The sequence below is a fragment of the Candidatus Glassbacteria bacterium genome, assembly GCA_019456185.1.
GTDB lineage: Bacteria > Gemmatimonadota > Glassbacteria > GWA2-58-10 > GWA2-58-10 > JAJRTS01.
Genome location: VRUH01000001.1, coordinates 100,032 through 115,856 on the forward strand (window position 1 = coordinate 100,032; position 15,825 = coordinate 115,856).

The 15,825-nt window shown below is 58.3% G+C and carries 13 protein-coding genes; 10 read left to right on the forward strand and 3 right to left on the reverse strand.

Translation table 11 applies throughout. From position 1 onward, the window contains the following. Window positions 1-9: 9 nt before the first annotated feature. Window positions 10-2,055, forward strand: a complete 2,046-nt coding sequence (gene uvrB, locus FVQ81_00475) for an excinuclease ABC subunit UvrB (GenBank protein ID MBW7995050.1) — start codon at window positions 10-12, stop codon at window positions 2,053-2,055. Between the two features lie 713 nt (window positions 2,056-2,768). Here uvrB and FVQ81_00480 read toward each other — a convergent pair. Both FVQ81_00480 and FVQ81_00485 read right to left on the reverse strand, forming a co-directional pair. Continuing rightward, window positions 2,769-3,800 (reverse strand): hypothetical protein, encoded by a 1,032-nt coding sequence (locus FVQ81_00480; protein ID MBW7995051.1) that lies wholly within the window; start codon window positions 3,798-3,800, stop codon window positions 2,769-2,771. Window positions 3,801-3,844: 44 nt separating this feature from the next. After that, window positions 3,845-4,456 (reverse strand): ATP-dependent Clp protease proteolytic subunit, encoded by a 612-nt coding sequence (locus tag FVQ81_00485; protein MBW7995052.1) that lies wholly within the window; start codon window positions 4,454-4,456, stop codon window positions 3,845-3,847. 269 nt (window positions 4,457-4,725) lie between these two features. On the opposite strand from FVQ81_00485, the gene bioB reads away from it, so the two are divergent. From bioB to FVQ81_00525, 8 genes are all read left to right on the forward strand, one after another. Continuing rightward, complete coding sequence (bioB, locus tag FVQ81_00490; GenBank protein MBW7995053.1) at window positions 4,726-5,727, forward strand: biotin synthase BioB; 1,002 nt, start codon at window positions 4,726-4,728, stop codon at window positions 5,725-5,727. Further along, window positions 5,717-7,093, forward strand: coding sequence for an adenosylmethionine--8-amino-7-oxononanoate transaminase (gene bioA, locus FVQ81_00495; protein ID MBW7995054.1), 1,377 nt, complete (start codon window positions 5,717-5,719; stop codon window positions 7,091-7,093). The genes bioB and bioA overlap by 11 nt, the downstream gene beginning before the upstream one ends. Further along, window positions 7,090-8,520, forward strand: coding sequence for a hypothetical protein (locus tag FVQ81_00500; protein MBW7995055.1), 1,431 nt, complete (start codon window positions 7,090-7,092; stop codon window positions 8,518-8,520). Before bioA ends, FVQ81_00500 begins: the two co-directional genes overlap by 4 nt. A gap of 246 nt (window positions 8,521-8,766) precedes the next feature. Next, window positions 8,767-9,138, forward strand: a complete 372-nt coding sequence (locus tag FVQ81_00505) for a response regulator (protein MBW7995056.1) — start codon at window positions 8,767-8,769, stop codon at window positions 9,136-9,138. Between the two features lie 40 nt (window positions 9,139-9,178). After that, window positions 9,179-10,888, forward strand: a complete 1,710-nt coding sequence (locus FVQ81_00510) for a DUF342 domain-containing protein (GenBank protein MBW7995057.1) — start codon at window positions 9,179-9,181, stop codon at window positions 10,886-10,888. A gap of 63 nt (window positions 10,889-10,951) precedes the next feature. After that, window positions 10,952-11,620 (forward strand): response regulator, encoded by a 669-nt coding sequence (locus FVQ81_00515; protein MBW7995058.1) that lies wholly within the window; start codon window positions 10,952-10,954, stop codon window positions 11,618-11,620. Further along, window positions 11,617-12,750, forward strand: a complete 1,134-nt coding sequence (locus FVQ81_00520) for a PAS domain S-box protein (GenBank protein MBW7995059.1) — start codon at window positions 11,617-11,619, stop codon at window positions 12,748-12,750. The genes FVQ81_00515 and FVQ81_00520 overlap by 4 nt, the downstream gene beginning before the upstream one ends. 14 nt (window positions 12,751-12,764) lie before the next feature. After that, a complete protein-coding gene (locus FVQ81_00525; protein ID MBW7995060.1) occupies window positions 12,765-14,159 on the forward strand; it encodes a sigma-54-dependent Fis family transcriptional regulator in 1,395 nt (464 codons plus the stop codon). Window positions 14,160-14,487: 328 nt separating this feature from the next. Here the strand turns inward: FVQ81_00525 and FVQ81_00530 are convergent, their stop codons facing one another. Then, entirely contained in the window at window positions 14,488-14,895 is a 408-nt protein-coding gene (locus FVQ81_00530) for a hypothetical protein (GenBank protein MBW7995061.1), read from the reverse strand. 493 nt (window positions 14,896-15,388) lie between these two features. Between FVQ81_00530 and flgB the strand changes: the two genes are divergently transcribed. Then, entirely contained in the window at window positions 15,389-15,814 is a 426-nt protein-coding gene (gene flgB, locus FVQ81_00535; protein MBW7995062.1) for a flagellar basal body rod protein FlgB, read from the forward strand. Window positions 15,815-15,825 lie beyond the last annotated feature (11 nt).

The following is a 15,825-nucleotide window of genomic DNA, read 5'->3' on the forward strand; positions in this document are numbered from 1 at the left end:
GGACGGGCGATGAACGAGTTCAGACTCAAATCGGCTTTCGAGCCGGCCGGCGACCAGCCCGCCGCAATCAGCGAACTCCACGCCGGGCTCCTCGACGGCCGCAAATACCAGACCCTGCTTGGAGTCACCGGCTCAGGCAAAACATTCACCATGGCCCACGTCATCGCCCGCTACAACCGGCCGACACTCGTGATCTCCCACAACAAGACCCTGGCCGCCCAGCTCTACGGCGAGTTCAAGGGCTTCTTCCCCGACAACGCTGTCGAATTTTTCATCAGCTACTACGACTACTATCAGCCCGAGGCCTACCTGCCCACCACCGATACCTATATCGAAAAGGACAGCTCGGTCAACGAGGACATCGACCGCATGCGCCTCTCGGCCACCAGCGCGCTGCTCTCGCGCAGCGACGTGATTATCGTGGCCAGCGTCTCGGCGATCTACGGCCTCGGTTCCCCCGAGGACTACAAGGCCATGCTCTGTCAGCTGACTACCGGCCAGCAGGTCGAGCGCGACGAGGTCCTGGGCCGGCTGGTCGACATCCACTACGAGCGCAACGACCTCGATTTCCAGCGCGGGCGCTTCCGGGTCCGCGGAGATGTGATCGAGGTCTTTCCGGCCTACGAGGAAACCGCGATACGCATCGAGCTCTTCGGCGACGAGGTCGACCGCATCAGCCGCATCGATCCCCTGCGCGGCGAGGTCATCGCCAGCATGGACTCGGCCGCCATTTTCCCGGCCAAGCACTTCGTCGTCACCCGGCCCAAGCTCGAGACGGCGGTCCGCAACATCCGCGAAGAACTCAAAGAGCACCTGGCCGAGTTAAGGTCGCAGCAGAAACTGCTGGAGGCCCAGCGCCTGGAGAGCAGGACCAACTACGACATCGAGATGATGCTTGAAATCGGCTTCTGCAGCGGCATCGAAAATTATTCCCGTCATCTCGGCGGCAGGGGACCGGGGCAGCGTCCCTATTGCCTGTTCGACTTCTTCCCCGACGACTACCTGCTGATCATCGACGAGTCCCACGTCACGATCCCCCAGGTGGGCGGGATGTTCAAGGGCGATTTCTCCCGCAAGAGCACCCTCGTCGAGCACGGCTTCCGCCTGCCCAGCGCCCTCGACAACCGGCCCCTCAAGTTCCACGAATTCGAGGAACTGGTAAACATGGCCGTGTTCATCTCCGCCACTCCGGCCGACTACGAACTCGAAAAAAGCGGCGGCGAGGTCGTCGAGCTGATCATCCGGCCCACGGGGCTGATCGATCCCGAGGTGGTGCTCAGGCCGGTCAAGGGCCAGGTCGACGACCTGCTGGAGGAAATCCGCCGGGTCACCGACCGCGGCGAGCGCGTGCTGGTCACCACTCTCACGAAAAAGATGGCCGAGGACCTGGCCGAATACCTGTCCCGGATGGGCGTGCGGGTGCGCTACATGCACTCCGAGATCGAAGTCATCGAGCGGATCGAGATCCTGCGTGATCTGCGCCTCGCCGAATTCGACGTCCTGGTGGGGATCAACCTGCTCCGCGAGGGCCTCGACCTGCCGGAGGTCTCGCTGGTGGCCATCCTCGACGCGGACAAGGAGGGTTTCCTGCGCTCCGAGCGCTCGCTGATCCAGACCATGGGCCGCGCCGCCCGCAACGTCCAGGGGCGGGTGGTGATGTACGCCGACACGGTCACCGGCTCCATGCAGAGGGCCATTGACGAAACCGACCGCCGCCGCCGGCTGCAGACCGCCTACAACGAGGCCCATGGCATCGAGCCGCAGACCATCCGCAAGAGCACCGAGCAGGTGCTGCTCGCTACTTCCGTGGCCGACAAGCGCCTCGGCGAGCTGCCCGGCGTGCGCATCGCCGCCGACAGCAGGCCCAGCACGTATTCGGCAGAAATCGATACGGAGGAACTGATTAAGATATTAGAGCAGGAAATGGCTGAATCGGCAAAAAACCTCGATTTCGAGCGCGCCGCCCGCCTGCGCGACGAACTCTTCGAGTGCAGGGCCCGCCTCAGCGGGAAGAAAAGCGGCAGGAAAAAACACAAGGCCCACTGGAGTTCCTGATCAATCTCGCTGCGGGAATACTACTTGCCCGGACGAACACAAGACTCGCCCCGGATAAAAAGTAAAAAGCTGATATCTTCTTTTCCAGTCGATGAAAAGAAGCAAAAATCTTTGCCGCGCCGAACTCGCAGTGCCCTCGGAAGATGTCCGACCGGAGTGTAATCGCGGCAATTCAGGCGCTACCTGTGGTGATGGCCTGCGCTCGCCCTGTCCCGGTGATCCGGGGCAGACCTCGCGAAGTACGCCGACCCTTTCAGGTACTTTGACATGGGATAGGATTACGGCAAAATTAACCGCTGCGGAGTAGTTGGCTCGGACATGCGGCGCAGCGGAAGCGGCCTTCGGCCGCTTGGGGGTTGGTCTCTTGAAATGGTTGCAGCAGTATGCTTTTGGAGGGTGGCAGGGCAAACAACCGGGCTGCATGTTTGAGCTTAGGATCATTGGCAGCGGAATTATTACCGCGCTTACCATTAGGGAAATAGGACCATCAAGGATTAGGTGCGCCTTCAATTGGCCCGGCGTATTTTGGCGGGACAATTCAGGCCCTGCTGACCGGTAGCGTTTTCAAGGCCACGAAAACAAACAGTCAGTATGGACTTCACAAGTTAGAGCGAGTTCGGCCCGGTGAAGGCTTTTGCTTCTTTTGGCCACAAAAGAAGAGATAGAGAGAATCATTCTTCTTTCAAGATGCTTCGCCTTGTAGGCGGGGTAATTCACTCGTCCTCCAGCAGTCGCACGAAATAAAATCCCAGCTCGTTCGCCAGCACTCCTGATAGATCGCCCGTGTCCAGCTCGCTCAATTGGGAAGCCAGCTCGGGGCGCAGCACGTTTTTGCGCACGCTGAATTTTTCCGCGTGGCTGAAGTCGCCGTCCGGGTTGCCCTCCAGCTCTTGGGCCAGCCCGGCCATGCTCGCGCCGCCGGCGGCCCGGTCGCGGGCCTGCTCCAGCGCCCGGCGGGCTTTCCGCCGGTCGGAGTCGGTCACCGGCGCGGCAAACTCGATCATCCGCAGGGTCAGGCTCAGGTCCTTCTTCTGCACCGTGCGGATAATGTGGTAGCCGAAAAGCGTCCGCACCGGCTCGCTGATCTCGCCAGGCTCCTGGGCGAACGCCACGGTCTCGTACTCCCTGACCAGCGAGTTGCGCTTGGACCAGCCGATATCCCCGCCCTCCTGGGTCGAGCCGGGATCGCCGGAATGCTCGCGGGCCAGTTCGTAGAAACTGCCGCCCTGCTGAAGCTGGCGGTAGATCTCCCAGGCCTGCTTTTCGGCCGCGTGGAACTCGGCCTCCAGCGCCGCACCCTCTTTCTTGCGGTCCACCACGCAGAGGATGTGGCTGGTGCGCACCTGCAGGTACATGGTCTTCAGCCGGCAGGCGATATAACAGGCGCGGGGAGTGTGGATCACATCGCTCAGCGTCGAGTCGGCGAGCGCCAGCACCGCCTCGTCGAACTCCGGCGGCATCCAGCCCTCGGTGATCGTGATCAGGCCGCTGTCGGCGGCGCTTGCCCGGGTGCTGTACTCGGCCGCCATCGCGGCCAGGTCGGCTCCGCCCTCGATCATCTCGAGCACCTTGCGGGCCTGCGAACAGGCTTTGTCAACCGCTTCCTGCTGCGGGACCGGCTTGACCATCAACTGCTCGATCTGCACGTTGGCCAGGTTCGGGTTTTCTTCCCCGCCCCCGCAGGCGGCGCCCAGCAGGCCCGTGACTGCGAGTGGGGCGAATGCTTTAATCCAGGCTGTTTTCATCGGGTAATGTCATCGTGTTGAATGGGAACCGTCTCCGGATCAGGTCAGTTGTCCGTCTCGGTTTTGCCGGTGGGCCGCGAGTGCCGCTGGATCACCCGGTCGGCGATCCCGTACTTGAGCGCCTCGTCAGCCGTCAGATAGAAATCCCGGTCCGTGTCCTTTGCCACCGTTTCGACTCTCTTGCCGGTATGCCTGGCCAGCAGGCTGTTGATCAGCTCGCGCTGACGCTCGATCTCCCTGGCCTTGATCAGGATGTCCGTGCTGGGTCCCTCGGCGCGTCCGTAGACCTGGTGCAGCAGGACCTTGGAGTTAGGCAGCAGCATCCGTTTCTCTTCCGCTCCGGCGGCCAGCAGTACGGCCGCGCTTGCTCCGGCGATACCGGTGCAGATCGTGGAAATGTCCGGCTTGATGAAACTCATCGTATCGTAGATCGCCAGGCTCGAGGTAATACTGCCGCCGGGAGAGTTGATGTACAGGTGGATGTCCTTCTCCTGGTCCTCGGCCTCGAGAAACAGCAGTTGGGCCACCACCAGGTTGGCTATGTTGTCGTCGATATAACTGGCCAGCAGTATGATCCTGTCCTGCAGGAGGCGGGAGAAGATGTCGAACGCCCGCTCGCCCTGGGGAGTTTTCTCGTATACCTGCGGAATGATCATTCCTGGCCCTGCCTCCGTCAAATCAGTTAACCGGAATCCGGAACACCGCCGGTTCGTTTCCGCGCGGCCATTCGTCCCGCAGCTCTCGCCGCTGTCTGACGGCTAAGAATGTAATCAATGAACTCTTTGCCAGTCAATGCCTTTCTTGCTGCCGGGTAAGGTTCTGCCGCTTAAGGGGTTTACTTAAAGATTCGTTGTTCCTATATTGGTCGCGCATCAGGTAAGGGGCCGTGGAGTGCGGGGAAGGTATTGTGACCGGGGAGGAATGGATGAACAGCGACAGCGGGCGGAGTTCCCGCCTGATGGAACTAGAGGCTGTTTACGCTAGCGATGGACGGCTGGGGCGGGACGAGGCGCTGGCCGTGCTGGGCGACAGCGACATTCCGCTGTCCGGACTGCTGGCCCTGGCCGACCGGGTCCGCCGCGACCACCGCGGCGACCGGATCAGGCTCTGCTCGATTATCAATGCGCGCAGCGGGGTCTGCGGCGAGGACTGTACGTTCTGCGCCCAGAGCGCCCGCTGGTCCACCGGCGTGGAGACCTATCCGCTGATGGACCCGGAGAAACTGGCGCAGGCCGCCCGCAGGGCGGGGGAGGCCGGAGCCGGCGAGTTCAGTATCGTCACCAGCGGAGCCGGGGTAAAAACAGAAAAGGAACTTGCCGGGCTTGAGAGCGCGGTGAAAAAGATCTCCGCGGACGGCGCGGTGCAGAGCTGCGCCAGCCTGGGCAGGATCGAGAAGCGGGACCTGCAGCGTCTGGTCGACGCCGGCCTGCAGTGCTTCCACCACAACCTCGAAACCAGCCGCGAATTTTTCCCCGAAATCTGCTCCACCCATTCTTACGACGAACGGCTGGAGATGGTGCGCGGGGCCAAGAAACTGGGCCTGAGGGTCTGCTCGGGCGGCATTTTCGGCCTTGGGGAAAGCGACAGCGACCGGGTAGCCCTGGCTCTCGAACTGCGGGAACTGGGCGTGGACAGTATTCCGCTCAATTTCCTGCACCCGATAGCCGGGACCCCGCTGGAAAACGCCGATAACCTGACTCCCGAAACCTGTCTGCGGATAATCGCCGCGTTCCGGCTGCTGCTGCCCGAGAGGGATATCGTAGTCTGCGGAGGCCGGGTGCACAATCTCGGCGAGCTTCATCCGCTGGTGTTCTGGGCCGGGGCCAACGGCATCCTGACCGGCGATTACCTGACCACCACCGGCCGCAGCACGGCCGATGACCTCACCATGCTGAAAACGCTGGGACTGAAACCACATGAAGACTAGCTCGCCCGGCCTCGCGGAACTCGATTACCGTCATGTCTGGCACCCGTTTACCCCGATGTTGCTCTGGGAGGAGGAAGGTGCGCCGGTGATCGAGCGGGGCGAGGGCTCCTGGCTGATCGACACGGAAGGACGGCGCTATCTCGACGGGACCAGCTCCCTGTGGGTGATCCTGCACGGTCACGGCCATCCGCACATCACCGCGGCGCTCAAACGCCAGGCCGACCGCTTGTGCCACAGCACGATGCTGGGTCTGACCAATGAGCCGGCCTCCCGGCTGGCCGCGAAACTGGTCGAGATAGCGCCAGATGGCCTGGAGCGGGTCTTCTACTCGGACAACGGCAGCACGGCGATGGAAGTGGCGATCAAGATGGCCTACCAGTACCGAAGGCTCAGCCCCGATCCGGCCGAGCGGCAGCGCACCGGCTTTATCTCGTTCCGCAACGCCTACCACGGCGATACGATCGGTTCGGTGTCCACCGGCGGGATCGACCTGTTCCACGGCACGTTCCGCGACCTCCTGTTCCCGGTGGAAAGCTCCGAGTATCCTTATCACTACCGTAGCGGCGGCGGATTGGACCGCGAGCAGTACCGCGACAAATGCCTAGCCGGGCTGGAAGAAGTGATCGGGCGCAACCGGGAGCGGGCCGGGACGGTGGTGATCGAGCCGCTGGTACAGGGCGCGGGCGGGATGGTTACCGCCGAGGTGGGGTTCCTGGCCGGCGTCCGCGATTTGTGCGACCGCTACGGGATGCTGCTGGTGGCCGATGAAGTAGCCACGGGTTTCGGCCGCACGGGCAGGATGTTCGCCTGCGGGCACGAGTCTGTCCGCCCGGATTTCCTCTGCCTGGCCAAGGGTATCACGGGCGGCTACCTTCCCCTGGCCGCCACCCTTACCACCGGGCATATCTACGAGCGGTTCCTGGGAACGCGCGAAAACCCGGTGACGTTCTACCACGGCCACTCCTACACCGGCAACCCGCTTGCCGCCGCGGCCGCGCTGGCCAGTCTCGAAGTTTTCGAGAAAGAGAATGTTCTTGAAAATCTGCCTTCCACAATCGAATTTCTGGCACGGGCCTTGAAAGAGCAAGTAGAGCCGCTGGCCGCGGCAGGTGAGGTGCGGCGCCGGGGAATGATGGTCGGGATCGAGCTGGTGGCGGATCGCGAAAGCAGGGCTGCGTTCGCGCCCGGACTGAGATTCCCCAAGCGGGTGATCCTGGAAGCCCGTCGCCGGGGCGTGATAATCCGCCCGCTGGGCGACGTGATCGTATTGATGCCGCATTTGTCTTTCAGCGAACAGGAGCTGGCGATGCTTGTCGAGGTGACCGCCGGATCGATTGAAAAGGTGTGGCGGGAGGTGAACGGTTGAACCGGCTGATCGTTTTTTGTCTCCTCATGCTGCCAGCGGCGGTTTCGTTCTCCTGCGCCTCGCACCAGGCGGAGGACCAGTCGCGCAGGGCGGCCCCTGCCCCCGATTCGACCGCGTCAGCGGATTCGGCTGGCCCGGCGAGTGAGGAACCGGTCCCGGCAATCGACTCCGCAGTTGACGCTGCCGCCGACGGATTGCCGCCTGATTCGGTAACTGCGCCGGTGATTATCGACACCGCGGCGGCCGGCGCCGATTCACTCCCGGCGGACACAACCGTTATCGCGGCGGACAGTCTGGCGGCCGAGGATTCTCTCGCTCCCCGGCCAACCGCCCGCATCCGTCCGCCGCCGGCGGAGGACAGCGCGGCAGCCGACACCGCCCTTCCGCCTCCGAATCCCCGCGCCCTGCGCTACAACGCCATCTACATCAGCAGCGGAGCAATCGCCAATGGCGAATTGATGGCGAAATATATCGAGAAGGCGAAGCGGTACAAGCTCGGCGGTTTCGTGATGGACATGAAGGACGACCGGGGCTACCTGTCCTGGCGCAGCGAGCATCCGGTGGCCCGGAAGATCGGTTCGGGCACCGGCCGCCTCAGCGACCCGAACGAGCTGGTAAAGCTCCTCCACGACAACGGTCTGCTGGCCTGCGCGAGGGTGGTTGCATTCAAGGATCCTCTGCTGTCGCAATACGTCGAAAACGGTGCCTATCCGTACGCCGTGCTGGACAGCTCGACCGGGTTTCCCTGGGAGCAGGATAACGGGGAAACCTGGGCCAACATGATGGACGAGAGCATCCACGAGTATCTGATCGGTATTATCGCCGAACTGGTGGCTTTCGGTTTCGACCAGATCCAGCTCGACTATCTCCGCTTTCCCTCCGACGGGCCCACGGAGCGCTGTTTTTACCCTGTCGCGATTGATTCGCTGAACAAGGCCGAGGTGATAGGGCTGTTCCTCTCCAGGGTCAGGCAGGTGACTGATACTGCTGATGTTTCGCTGGCGGCCGACGTGTTCGGCTGGGTGCCCTGGCTGAAAAGAGATAAGAGCTACTGGATCGGCCAGGACTACGACGTGATCGCGAGCTGGGCGGATGTAATCTGCCCGATGCTGTATTCCTCGCACTTCCCGGAAGAATTCAAGGAGGAATTCGGACCGCTGCGGGCCTACTGGATAATCCGCGAGGGAACGGCCAGGAGTGTTTCGCGCAGCGGTCGCCGCAATACCGGGGTCCAGCCGTATATTCAGAGTTTCAATTACCGTTCGCCATATTACGGTCCGGACTACGTGCTGCAGCAAATGCAGGCCGCCATTGAGGGCGGTGGGGTCGGCTGGATCGCGTGGAATGCAAGAAGCGATTACTCAATGTTGTGGAAAGCACTGGAGAAATTTGAGACGCTTTCGCAGTGTAAGCTGGGAAATGAGTAAAATTTTCCTCTTGGGTAGGAAAAAAATACCTGTTATTGACGCGCTTGTTCTTGATAATTAAGATCAAGGCATTTAGATTGAAATGCTTGCCGCCCCCCTGCCTTGAATTCGCGCAGGCGAGAGATGGCTGAAAACGGTAAATCCAGTAGCAGTTGAACGAAAGTTTAAGGCTTGAGGGAGTCCTGGCACAGTGCCTTCGTACCCGGCGGCGCTGCAAACAGGCTCTGAAGGGGGAACTGTATATCTCTGAAGTTACTTGTCGTTGACGATTCGGCTACGATGCGCAGGATAATAATCAATACGCTGAAACGGAACAGACAAGAGGAAATCGTTGAGGCCGAGGATGGTGCGGACGCCTACGCGAAACTCGAAACCGAGAGCGGAATCGACTTTATCATCACCGACTGGAACATGCCGAACATGAGCGGCCTGGAATTTGTTAATAAGGTCAGGGGCGGCGATTTCAAGAAAATACCGATCCTGATAGTAACCGCCAGGAGTATCAAGAAAGATATAATTGAAGCGATAAAAGCCGGCGTGAACAGTTACATCGTCAAGCCGTTCACCCGGGTGACGCAACAGGAAAAAACGGACAAAATCCTGGAGAGTCTGAGCTGAGCAATACGGAGCCGGTTTCATTAACTAGCGGTTGAAAGTTATGGACAGCATTCTGATCACAGACCAGGAAGTCGGGAAATTCGAACAGCGCGAAGACGGCGTGTACATGTCGATATACTCCGACACCAAGGATAATTTCACCTACGAGGACGTGCGCCGCGAGATTATCCGTAAGGGTGTTGTCAACGGGGATTTCAATGCGGTCCGCAAAGTTTACGAGGAAGCAACCGGCGAGCCCCAGAAGATTGCTGAATATTTCGAGCGCTACGATACGCTGAAAGACAAATATATCAGCGTCAGTATCTCCGACAATGAGATGGAAGCCTACCTTTCACTGGGTGTCCCCGAGGGCCTGGCCGAGATTACTGTCAACGACGTACTCTACAAGCTGTACGAGTACGGGGTGGAGAAGGGAATCGACGAGAAACTGATCGTAAAACTGCTCAAGGCAGGCCAGCCGGTGCGAAACGCCGTTGTGGCCAAGGGTAAGAATGTAGTCAACGGCAAGGATGCAAACATCAAGATTCTGATCGATCTGGACAAGTCCGCCAAGCCGGTTATCACCGATGAGGGCTCGGTGGACTTCCGCAACATCAATCTGATCAAAATTGTCGACAAGGATCAGCTGCTGGCGGTCAAGGAACCGGTTACCGAGGGCGAGGACGGATTCGCGGTCACCGGCCGGATAGTGGAAGCCAGGCCCGGCGAAGATCTCCTGATGCCCCGCGGCAAGAACACTTACCTTTCAGAAGACGGCCTTCAGCTCTTCTCCTCGTTGATCGGCAACGTTTTTCTCGAAAGTGAAGCGCTCACCGTGGAGAACGTCTATATCGTCAAGGGCAATGTCGATTTCTCCACCGGCAACATCTCCTATCCAGGAGACGTGGTTATCAACGGGGACGTCAAAGCCGATTTCAGCGTTCACGCCGAGGGCAATATCGTTGTGCGCGGAACAGTCGAAGCCGCCGAGCTGGTCTCCACCAACGGCAGCGTGGAAGTCAAGAAGGGTATAATCGGAACCCAGCAGGAAAAGAAAGCCAAGATCGTGGCCGGTAACCACGTAAAGGCGCTCTTTATCCAGGAAGCCGTGGTCAGTTCCGGCAAGGATATCGAGGTCGGCAGTTATATTCTCAACAGTTCGATTCATGCCGAGCGTGACGTAGTGGCTGTGCGCGACAGAGGGATGATCGCCAGCAGTAACGTGTTCAGCGGAAATTGCGTCCGCGCCAAGAATATCGGTTCGATCAGCGATACCAAGACTCAGGTCAAAGTCGGCAAGATCGTCAAGGGCGACGTGGAATTCAAAGCCAAGCAGCTTGATGAGGAACTGGAAGTATTTATCGAGGAAGAAAAGCAGATTCGCAAGCGGATGGAATTTCTGGAACTGCTCAAAAAACGCCTGCCCCAGTTCCCTCCCGAAAAGGAAAAGGAACTGGTCGTTACTATCAAGAAAAACAAAAAGCTGGAAAAAATCAGGGAAGATATCATTACCGAGAAAAAAGATTTCGAATCAAAGTTTACCGACCAGTTCGGTTTCGAGCGCAAGATTTACGTGCTCCAGACCCTGTGGCCCGGCGTCCTGGTCGGAGTAAACGACCAGGTGCGCAAGATAGATGCCCGGCAGAGGCGGGTGGTAGTCGTACTCGATGAAGACCAGATCGAAATGAAGCGGCTGATTATGAAGGAAGCAACCGGCGGGAAATCGGATATCGAGGAAGAAGATGAGGAGGAAGAGGGTAAGGGTGAGTGAGGAAGAGTGATCAGCCGTGCAGCTGCCCGCCACCGGGGCTAACATCAGCAGGCTTGACACGGAATGTCTGAGGAAAACGTTCTACTTATAGACAGTGAATTGCTGACCAGGGATCTGCTCGGAAACCATTTTAAACACATGGGTTTCAAGGTCTTCGCCGTGGATAACTCGTCGGCCGCCTTAAAGCTGATCCCGCAGTCCAGGTTCCACCTGGCGGTGATCAGCGAAAAAGTGGGCGACAAATCATTGCAGGAGATTGTCTCCTGCCTGCGAACCCACGACGCCGACTCGCTGGTGTTCCTGGTGACTTCCCGGGCACGTGATGCCGGTTACCTTGAAAGCCGGTGCCTCTACGAATCGATTGTCAAACCGTTCCGCCTGGAAGAAGTCAGCGTCAAATTCCATCACGCGGTGGAAAATATCTCGTTGCGACGCGCCTTGCGGGCCAGTGTGGATCAAGTGCGGAAACTGAAAAGTGAGCTCGCGGCATACGGGGACGCGGCGGAAGAAGTCGCGATTCCGGAATTGGCCGAACTGAAAGCGGAGGGTGCCGGAAACGGCAGGGAGGGGACTGACACTGTATCAAGCCCTGGCAAGGATAATATGGTTGAATCCGACTCAGAGGACGACGTATTCGAGAAGATTCGGAAACTCGATGTTTTGCGTAACGCCGGAATCTTGACCTCCGGCGAGTTCAACAGGAAAAAGAAAGAACTGCTGGACAGGATATGAACTCAGGACAAAATGAAAGCGGCACGAGGGCGCTCTCCACGGTTCTCGATAACTGCATGAGTTGCGCTCTGGAAAATGTGGCCTGCGGTATCCTGGCGGTAGATTCCGAAGGCGCAGTTGTGCTGTTCAATCGCGCTGCCGAGAACCTCACGGGATACGACCGTCAGGACGTGGTGGGCCGCCCATACGGCGAGCTGCCGTTTCTCGTGGAAGACACCGGAGCCGGCGCCCTGTTCGAGAGAATCAGCGCTGGACCATCCGAAGAGCGGGAGGAGAAAAAGCTCAGCACTGGGGACGGCCGCGGGATTCCGGTCGAATCGCTGATCCGTCCGGTTCGCAACGATGATGGAGAACTGGTGGGGGCGCTGGAAATCTTCACCGACCTTTCGGCGATCAAGGAGCTGCGCGAAGAGGTCTCGCGTTCCCGCACGCTGAGCGCCCTGGGCGAGATGAGCGCCAACGTAGCTCACGAAATCCGTAATCCGCTGGGCAGTATCGGCGGATTCGCGGCTCTGCTCGAAAGGGACCTCGAGGATGACGATCCGCGGCGGAACCTGGTGAAGAAGATAATTGAGGGTGTGGCCAGCCTGGACAAAATTGCCACCAACCTGCTGATCTTCACCCGCCCGATTAAAGCCGACCTTCGCCAGACCGACCTCGGCCAGTATGTCAACGAAGTGCTGGCGTATCTGGAAATGGAGATCGAGAGCCGGACTTTGCCTGTGCGAATCCAGCGTAATTTTCCCAGTGGACCGCTGAATTCCAAAATCGATCCCAGCCTGATGCAGCAGGTGCTGCTCAACATTTTCCAGAACGGTCTTCACGCGATGCGCGACAAGGGAGGCTGCTTGACAGTCCGGCTGGCGAAGCGCAGAAACGGAGGGCGCGAACGTGTGGAAAGTCTGCCGGAGGAGATGATCGAGTTGCTGATTGAAGACGAGGGGGTGGGGATGAGCGAGGAAGTGCGCCAGAAAATATTCAACCCGTTTTTCACCACCCGCGAGGATGGGACCGGCCTGGGCCTGGCTATCAGCAAGAAAATGATCCAGGAGCAGAACGGGGTGATCCGGGTCGACAGTCAGCCTGATTCGGGTACCAAGATAACCATATTGTTACCTTACTGTCCTTAAAAGAAGGGGTATGTATGGATTTCAAGAGAATCCTGGTCGTTGACGACGAGCCCCTGATGCGGGATTTTCTTGTCGAGACGCTGCAGCGTAAGAAATACGTGGTCGACGCTGTCGGCAACGGCTCCCAGGCGATTGAAAAGGTCAAGGGCGAGCATTACGACCTGGTGATCAGTGATATCCGTATGCCTGAAGTGAGCGGGATGGAAGTGCTGGAGGATGTAAAGAAGAACAACCCGGAAACCGAAGTCGTGATGATTACCGCGTTCGGCACGATTGAAAACGCCGTGGGCGCGATGAAGATAGGCGCCTACGATTACATCACCAAACCGTTCAGCGCCGATGAGATCGAGATCGTGGTCGACCGCGCGCTCGAACGCCAGCAGCTTCGCGACGAGAACCGCAATCTGCGTAACGACAACAACCAGTTGCGTAATCAGCTCAAGGAAAAATACACGTTCAGCTCGATTGTCGGCGTCAGCGATGTAATGCGCGAGGTATATGACAAAATCGAAATGATCGCGCCCAGCAAGGCGACCGTGCTGATCCTGGGCGAAAGCGGAACCGGTAAGGAACTGGTGGCCCGGGCGATCCACTACAACAGTGACCGCCAGAACAGGCCTTTTATCAAGGTCAACTGTGCCGCCCTGCCCGAAAGCCTGATGGAGAGCGAACTGTTCGGCCATGAGAGAGGCGCTTTTACCGGCGCGATCCGCACAACCAAGGGCCGTTTCGAGCTGGCGAACACGGGATCTCTGCTGCTGGACGAAGTAGGCGAACTGTCGCTGCCCCTGCAGTCCAAGCTGCTGCGCGTGCTGCAGGAGCGGGAGTTCGAGCGGGTGGGCAACCCCAACCCGTTCAGTGTTGATGTCCGGGTGATCGCTACCACCAACCGCGACCTGAAGGTAGAGATTAAGGAAGGCAACTTCCGCGAGGACCTGTTCTACCGGCTGAATGTCGTGCCGATCCTCCTGCCTCCCCTGCGCGACCGTAAGGAGGATATCGCTCTGCTGGCCGATCATTTCATGCGCAAGTACTGCGAGGAAAACAGCCGTGTTATCAGCGGGATCAACGATACGGCCATGAATAAACTGATGGCCCAGGACTGGCCGGGTAACGTCCGTGAACTCGAAAACCATATCGAGCGCGCGGTTGTTCTCTGCCGCGAAGAGGAACTCGATGATCGCCATTTCAGCTTCGAACTCGAAAGTGGAGACTCCGGCGGCATCGGCAGCCTCGACGGGGTGGGGCCGGGAGTAACGCTCAAAGAAATGGAAAAGCAGTTGATCCTCTCCACGTTGACCAGTGAAAAAAACAACCGGACCCGGGCCAGTGAAGTCCTCGGTATCAGTGTCCGCACCCTGCGCAACAAGCTGAACGAGTATTCCGGGGAAGGTGTCAAGATACCGTAATCTTCAGCCGGTTCACAGTAGTTGCAGCAGGCCAATCAGCTGCTCGATGAAGCCGAGAGTAAGCTGTGCAGCTTGAATAAAGTGTTTAATCTTTTCAAATCCGCTGGAAGCGATAGTGCCGGAGAACTAGAAAAAAAGAAACGGGCCCGCGGACTTTCGATCCGAGCGCGACCATGAAGGACAGGGAAGAACGCCAGCTGGTTGCCGACGAGATCGGGGGGAATTTCAGTGAAAAAAAGAAAAACTGGCTTCTGTAAGCTCCGGACGACAGTTAAGAGCCCGTGCAGCCTTATTCAGGACGCGCGGGCTTTATCGTTTTACTGGCTGCTTATTTCTTTTTCCTGGCTGATCCCGGTTTGGCCGGTTTATATGCGCCGGAAGTATCCTTGACTATCTGCTTTTTCTCCACCGCGGCTTTCAGATGAGGGTACAGGTTCTGAACCCTGGTCCCGATTATCTGGGCGATCCGGGGTGGCCTGATTCCGCCGGGATGTTGCTTGATAACGTTGTGGATCCGCTTCTTGATATCCATCATTCTTTTACCGCGCTGCCTGCCTTCGTCGAATTTGCCTTCGAGTAACTCCGCCAGCTTGTCCACCCGTTCTGTCAGACTATCAATTTTGCGTTCCAGGCTGCTCTCGGTTGGCAAGTTGCCTTTGTAAGCTCCGGCTAGTTCTTTCATGTTTTTGACGATATCCTCCACACCTGCCAAGAAAATTGTCATCATGTCGTTCATTGCTGATCCACCCTCCTGAATAATAGTATTCCTTGTTTGAGTGAATTTGAATTCATGGGAACGTGTACATTGAAATGAAATGATGCGGCGCGGTTTCCCGGCACGGAGCCGTTACTAGACAAAATAACAGGAGGGAAGAAACTGTGCAAGGCAGAAAACTATAAAATAATTTATTGTTTATGATTTGGTAACCGGGGAGGCGGCAAAATCTGTCGTGACAGTTAAGATGTGCATAATTCTTGATGATAATCGAGCAAGGCAATCGGTGTAGCCTGCACCTTGAGGCGCGGCGGGATTAACCGGGAGCCGGGCGTTGGTGAGCCTGATTTATCACTGGCATGGATGTTGCAACTTCCCGGCCACAGAGAAATTTCAACCGGCCGGACAGGATCTTCTGCGGCGCGGATATGCGCGCGCAAAGTACCACCAGCCAACAATCTCTGGCACTGACAGTTGCAGCGGCACGACTCACGGCTGCCGGGAGAATGTACGCATGCTGAATAAATTTCTGTTCGAGCAAACTAATTTGCCGCTTCTGCATAAGGGTCTCGATACCTATGCCCTCCGCCAGCAGGCTTCAGCCCACAATATCGCTAATGTCAACACGCACGGTTTCAGGCGGATGGAGGTTAAGTTCGAGGAGGAGCTGCGCAAGGCGCTCAAGATCGAAAACGGCATCAACGCTAAGATGACCGACCGGAACCATTTCAAGATCGGCGCCGGAACGCTCGACCAGGTCGAGCCGGTTGTCTATATGCCCACTGACGATGAGCTGCATTCCGGTATCAACAACGTGGATATCGACGTGGAAATGGTCAGGCTGGCCAAGGCCCAGTTATCGTTTGATTTCGCCGCGCGGATGAGCAACCGTACGTTCAGCGGACTGCGCAGCGCAATTCGCGGAGACGTTTCCTCATGAACAATTCGACG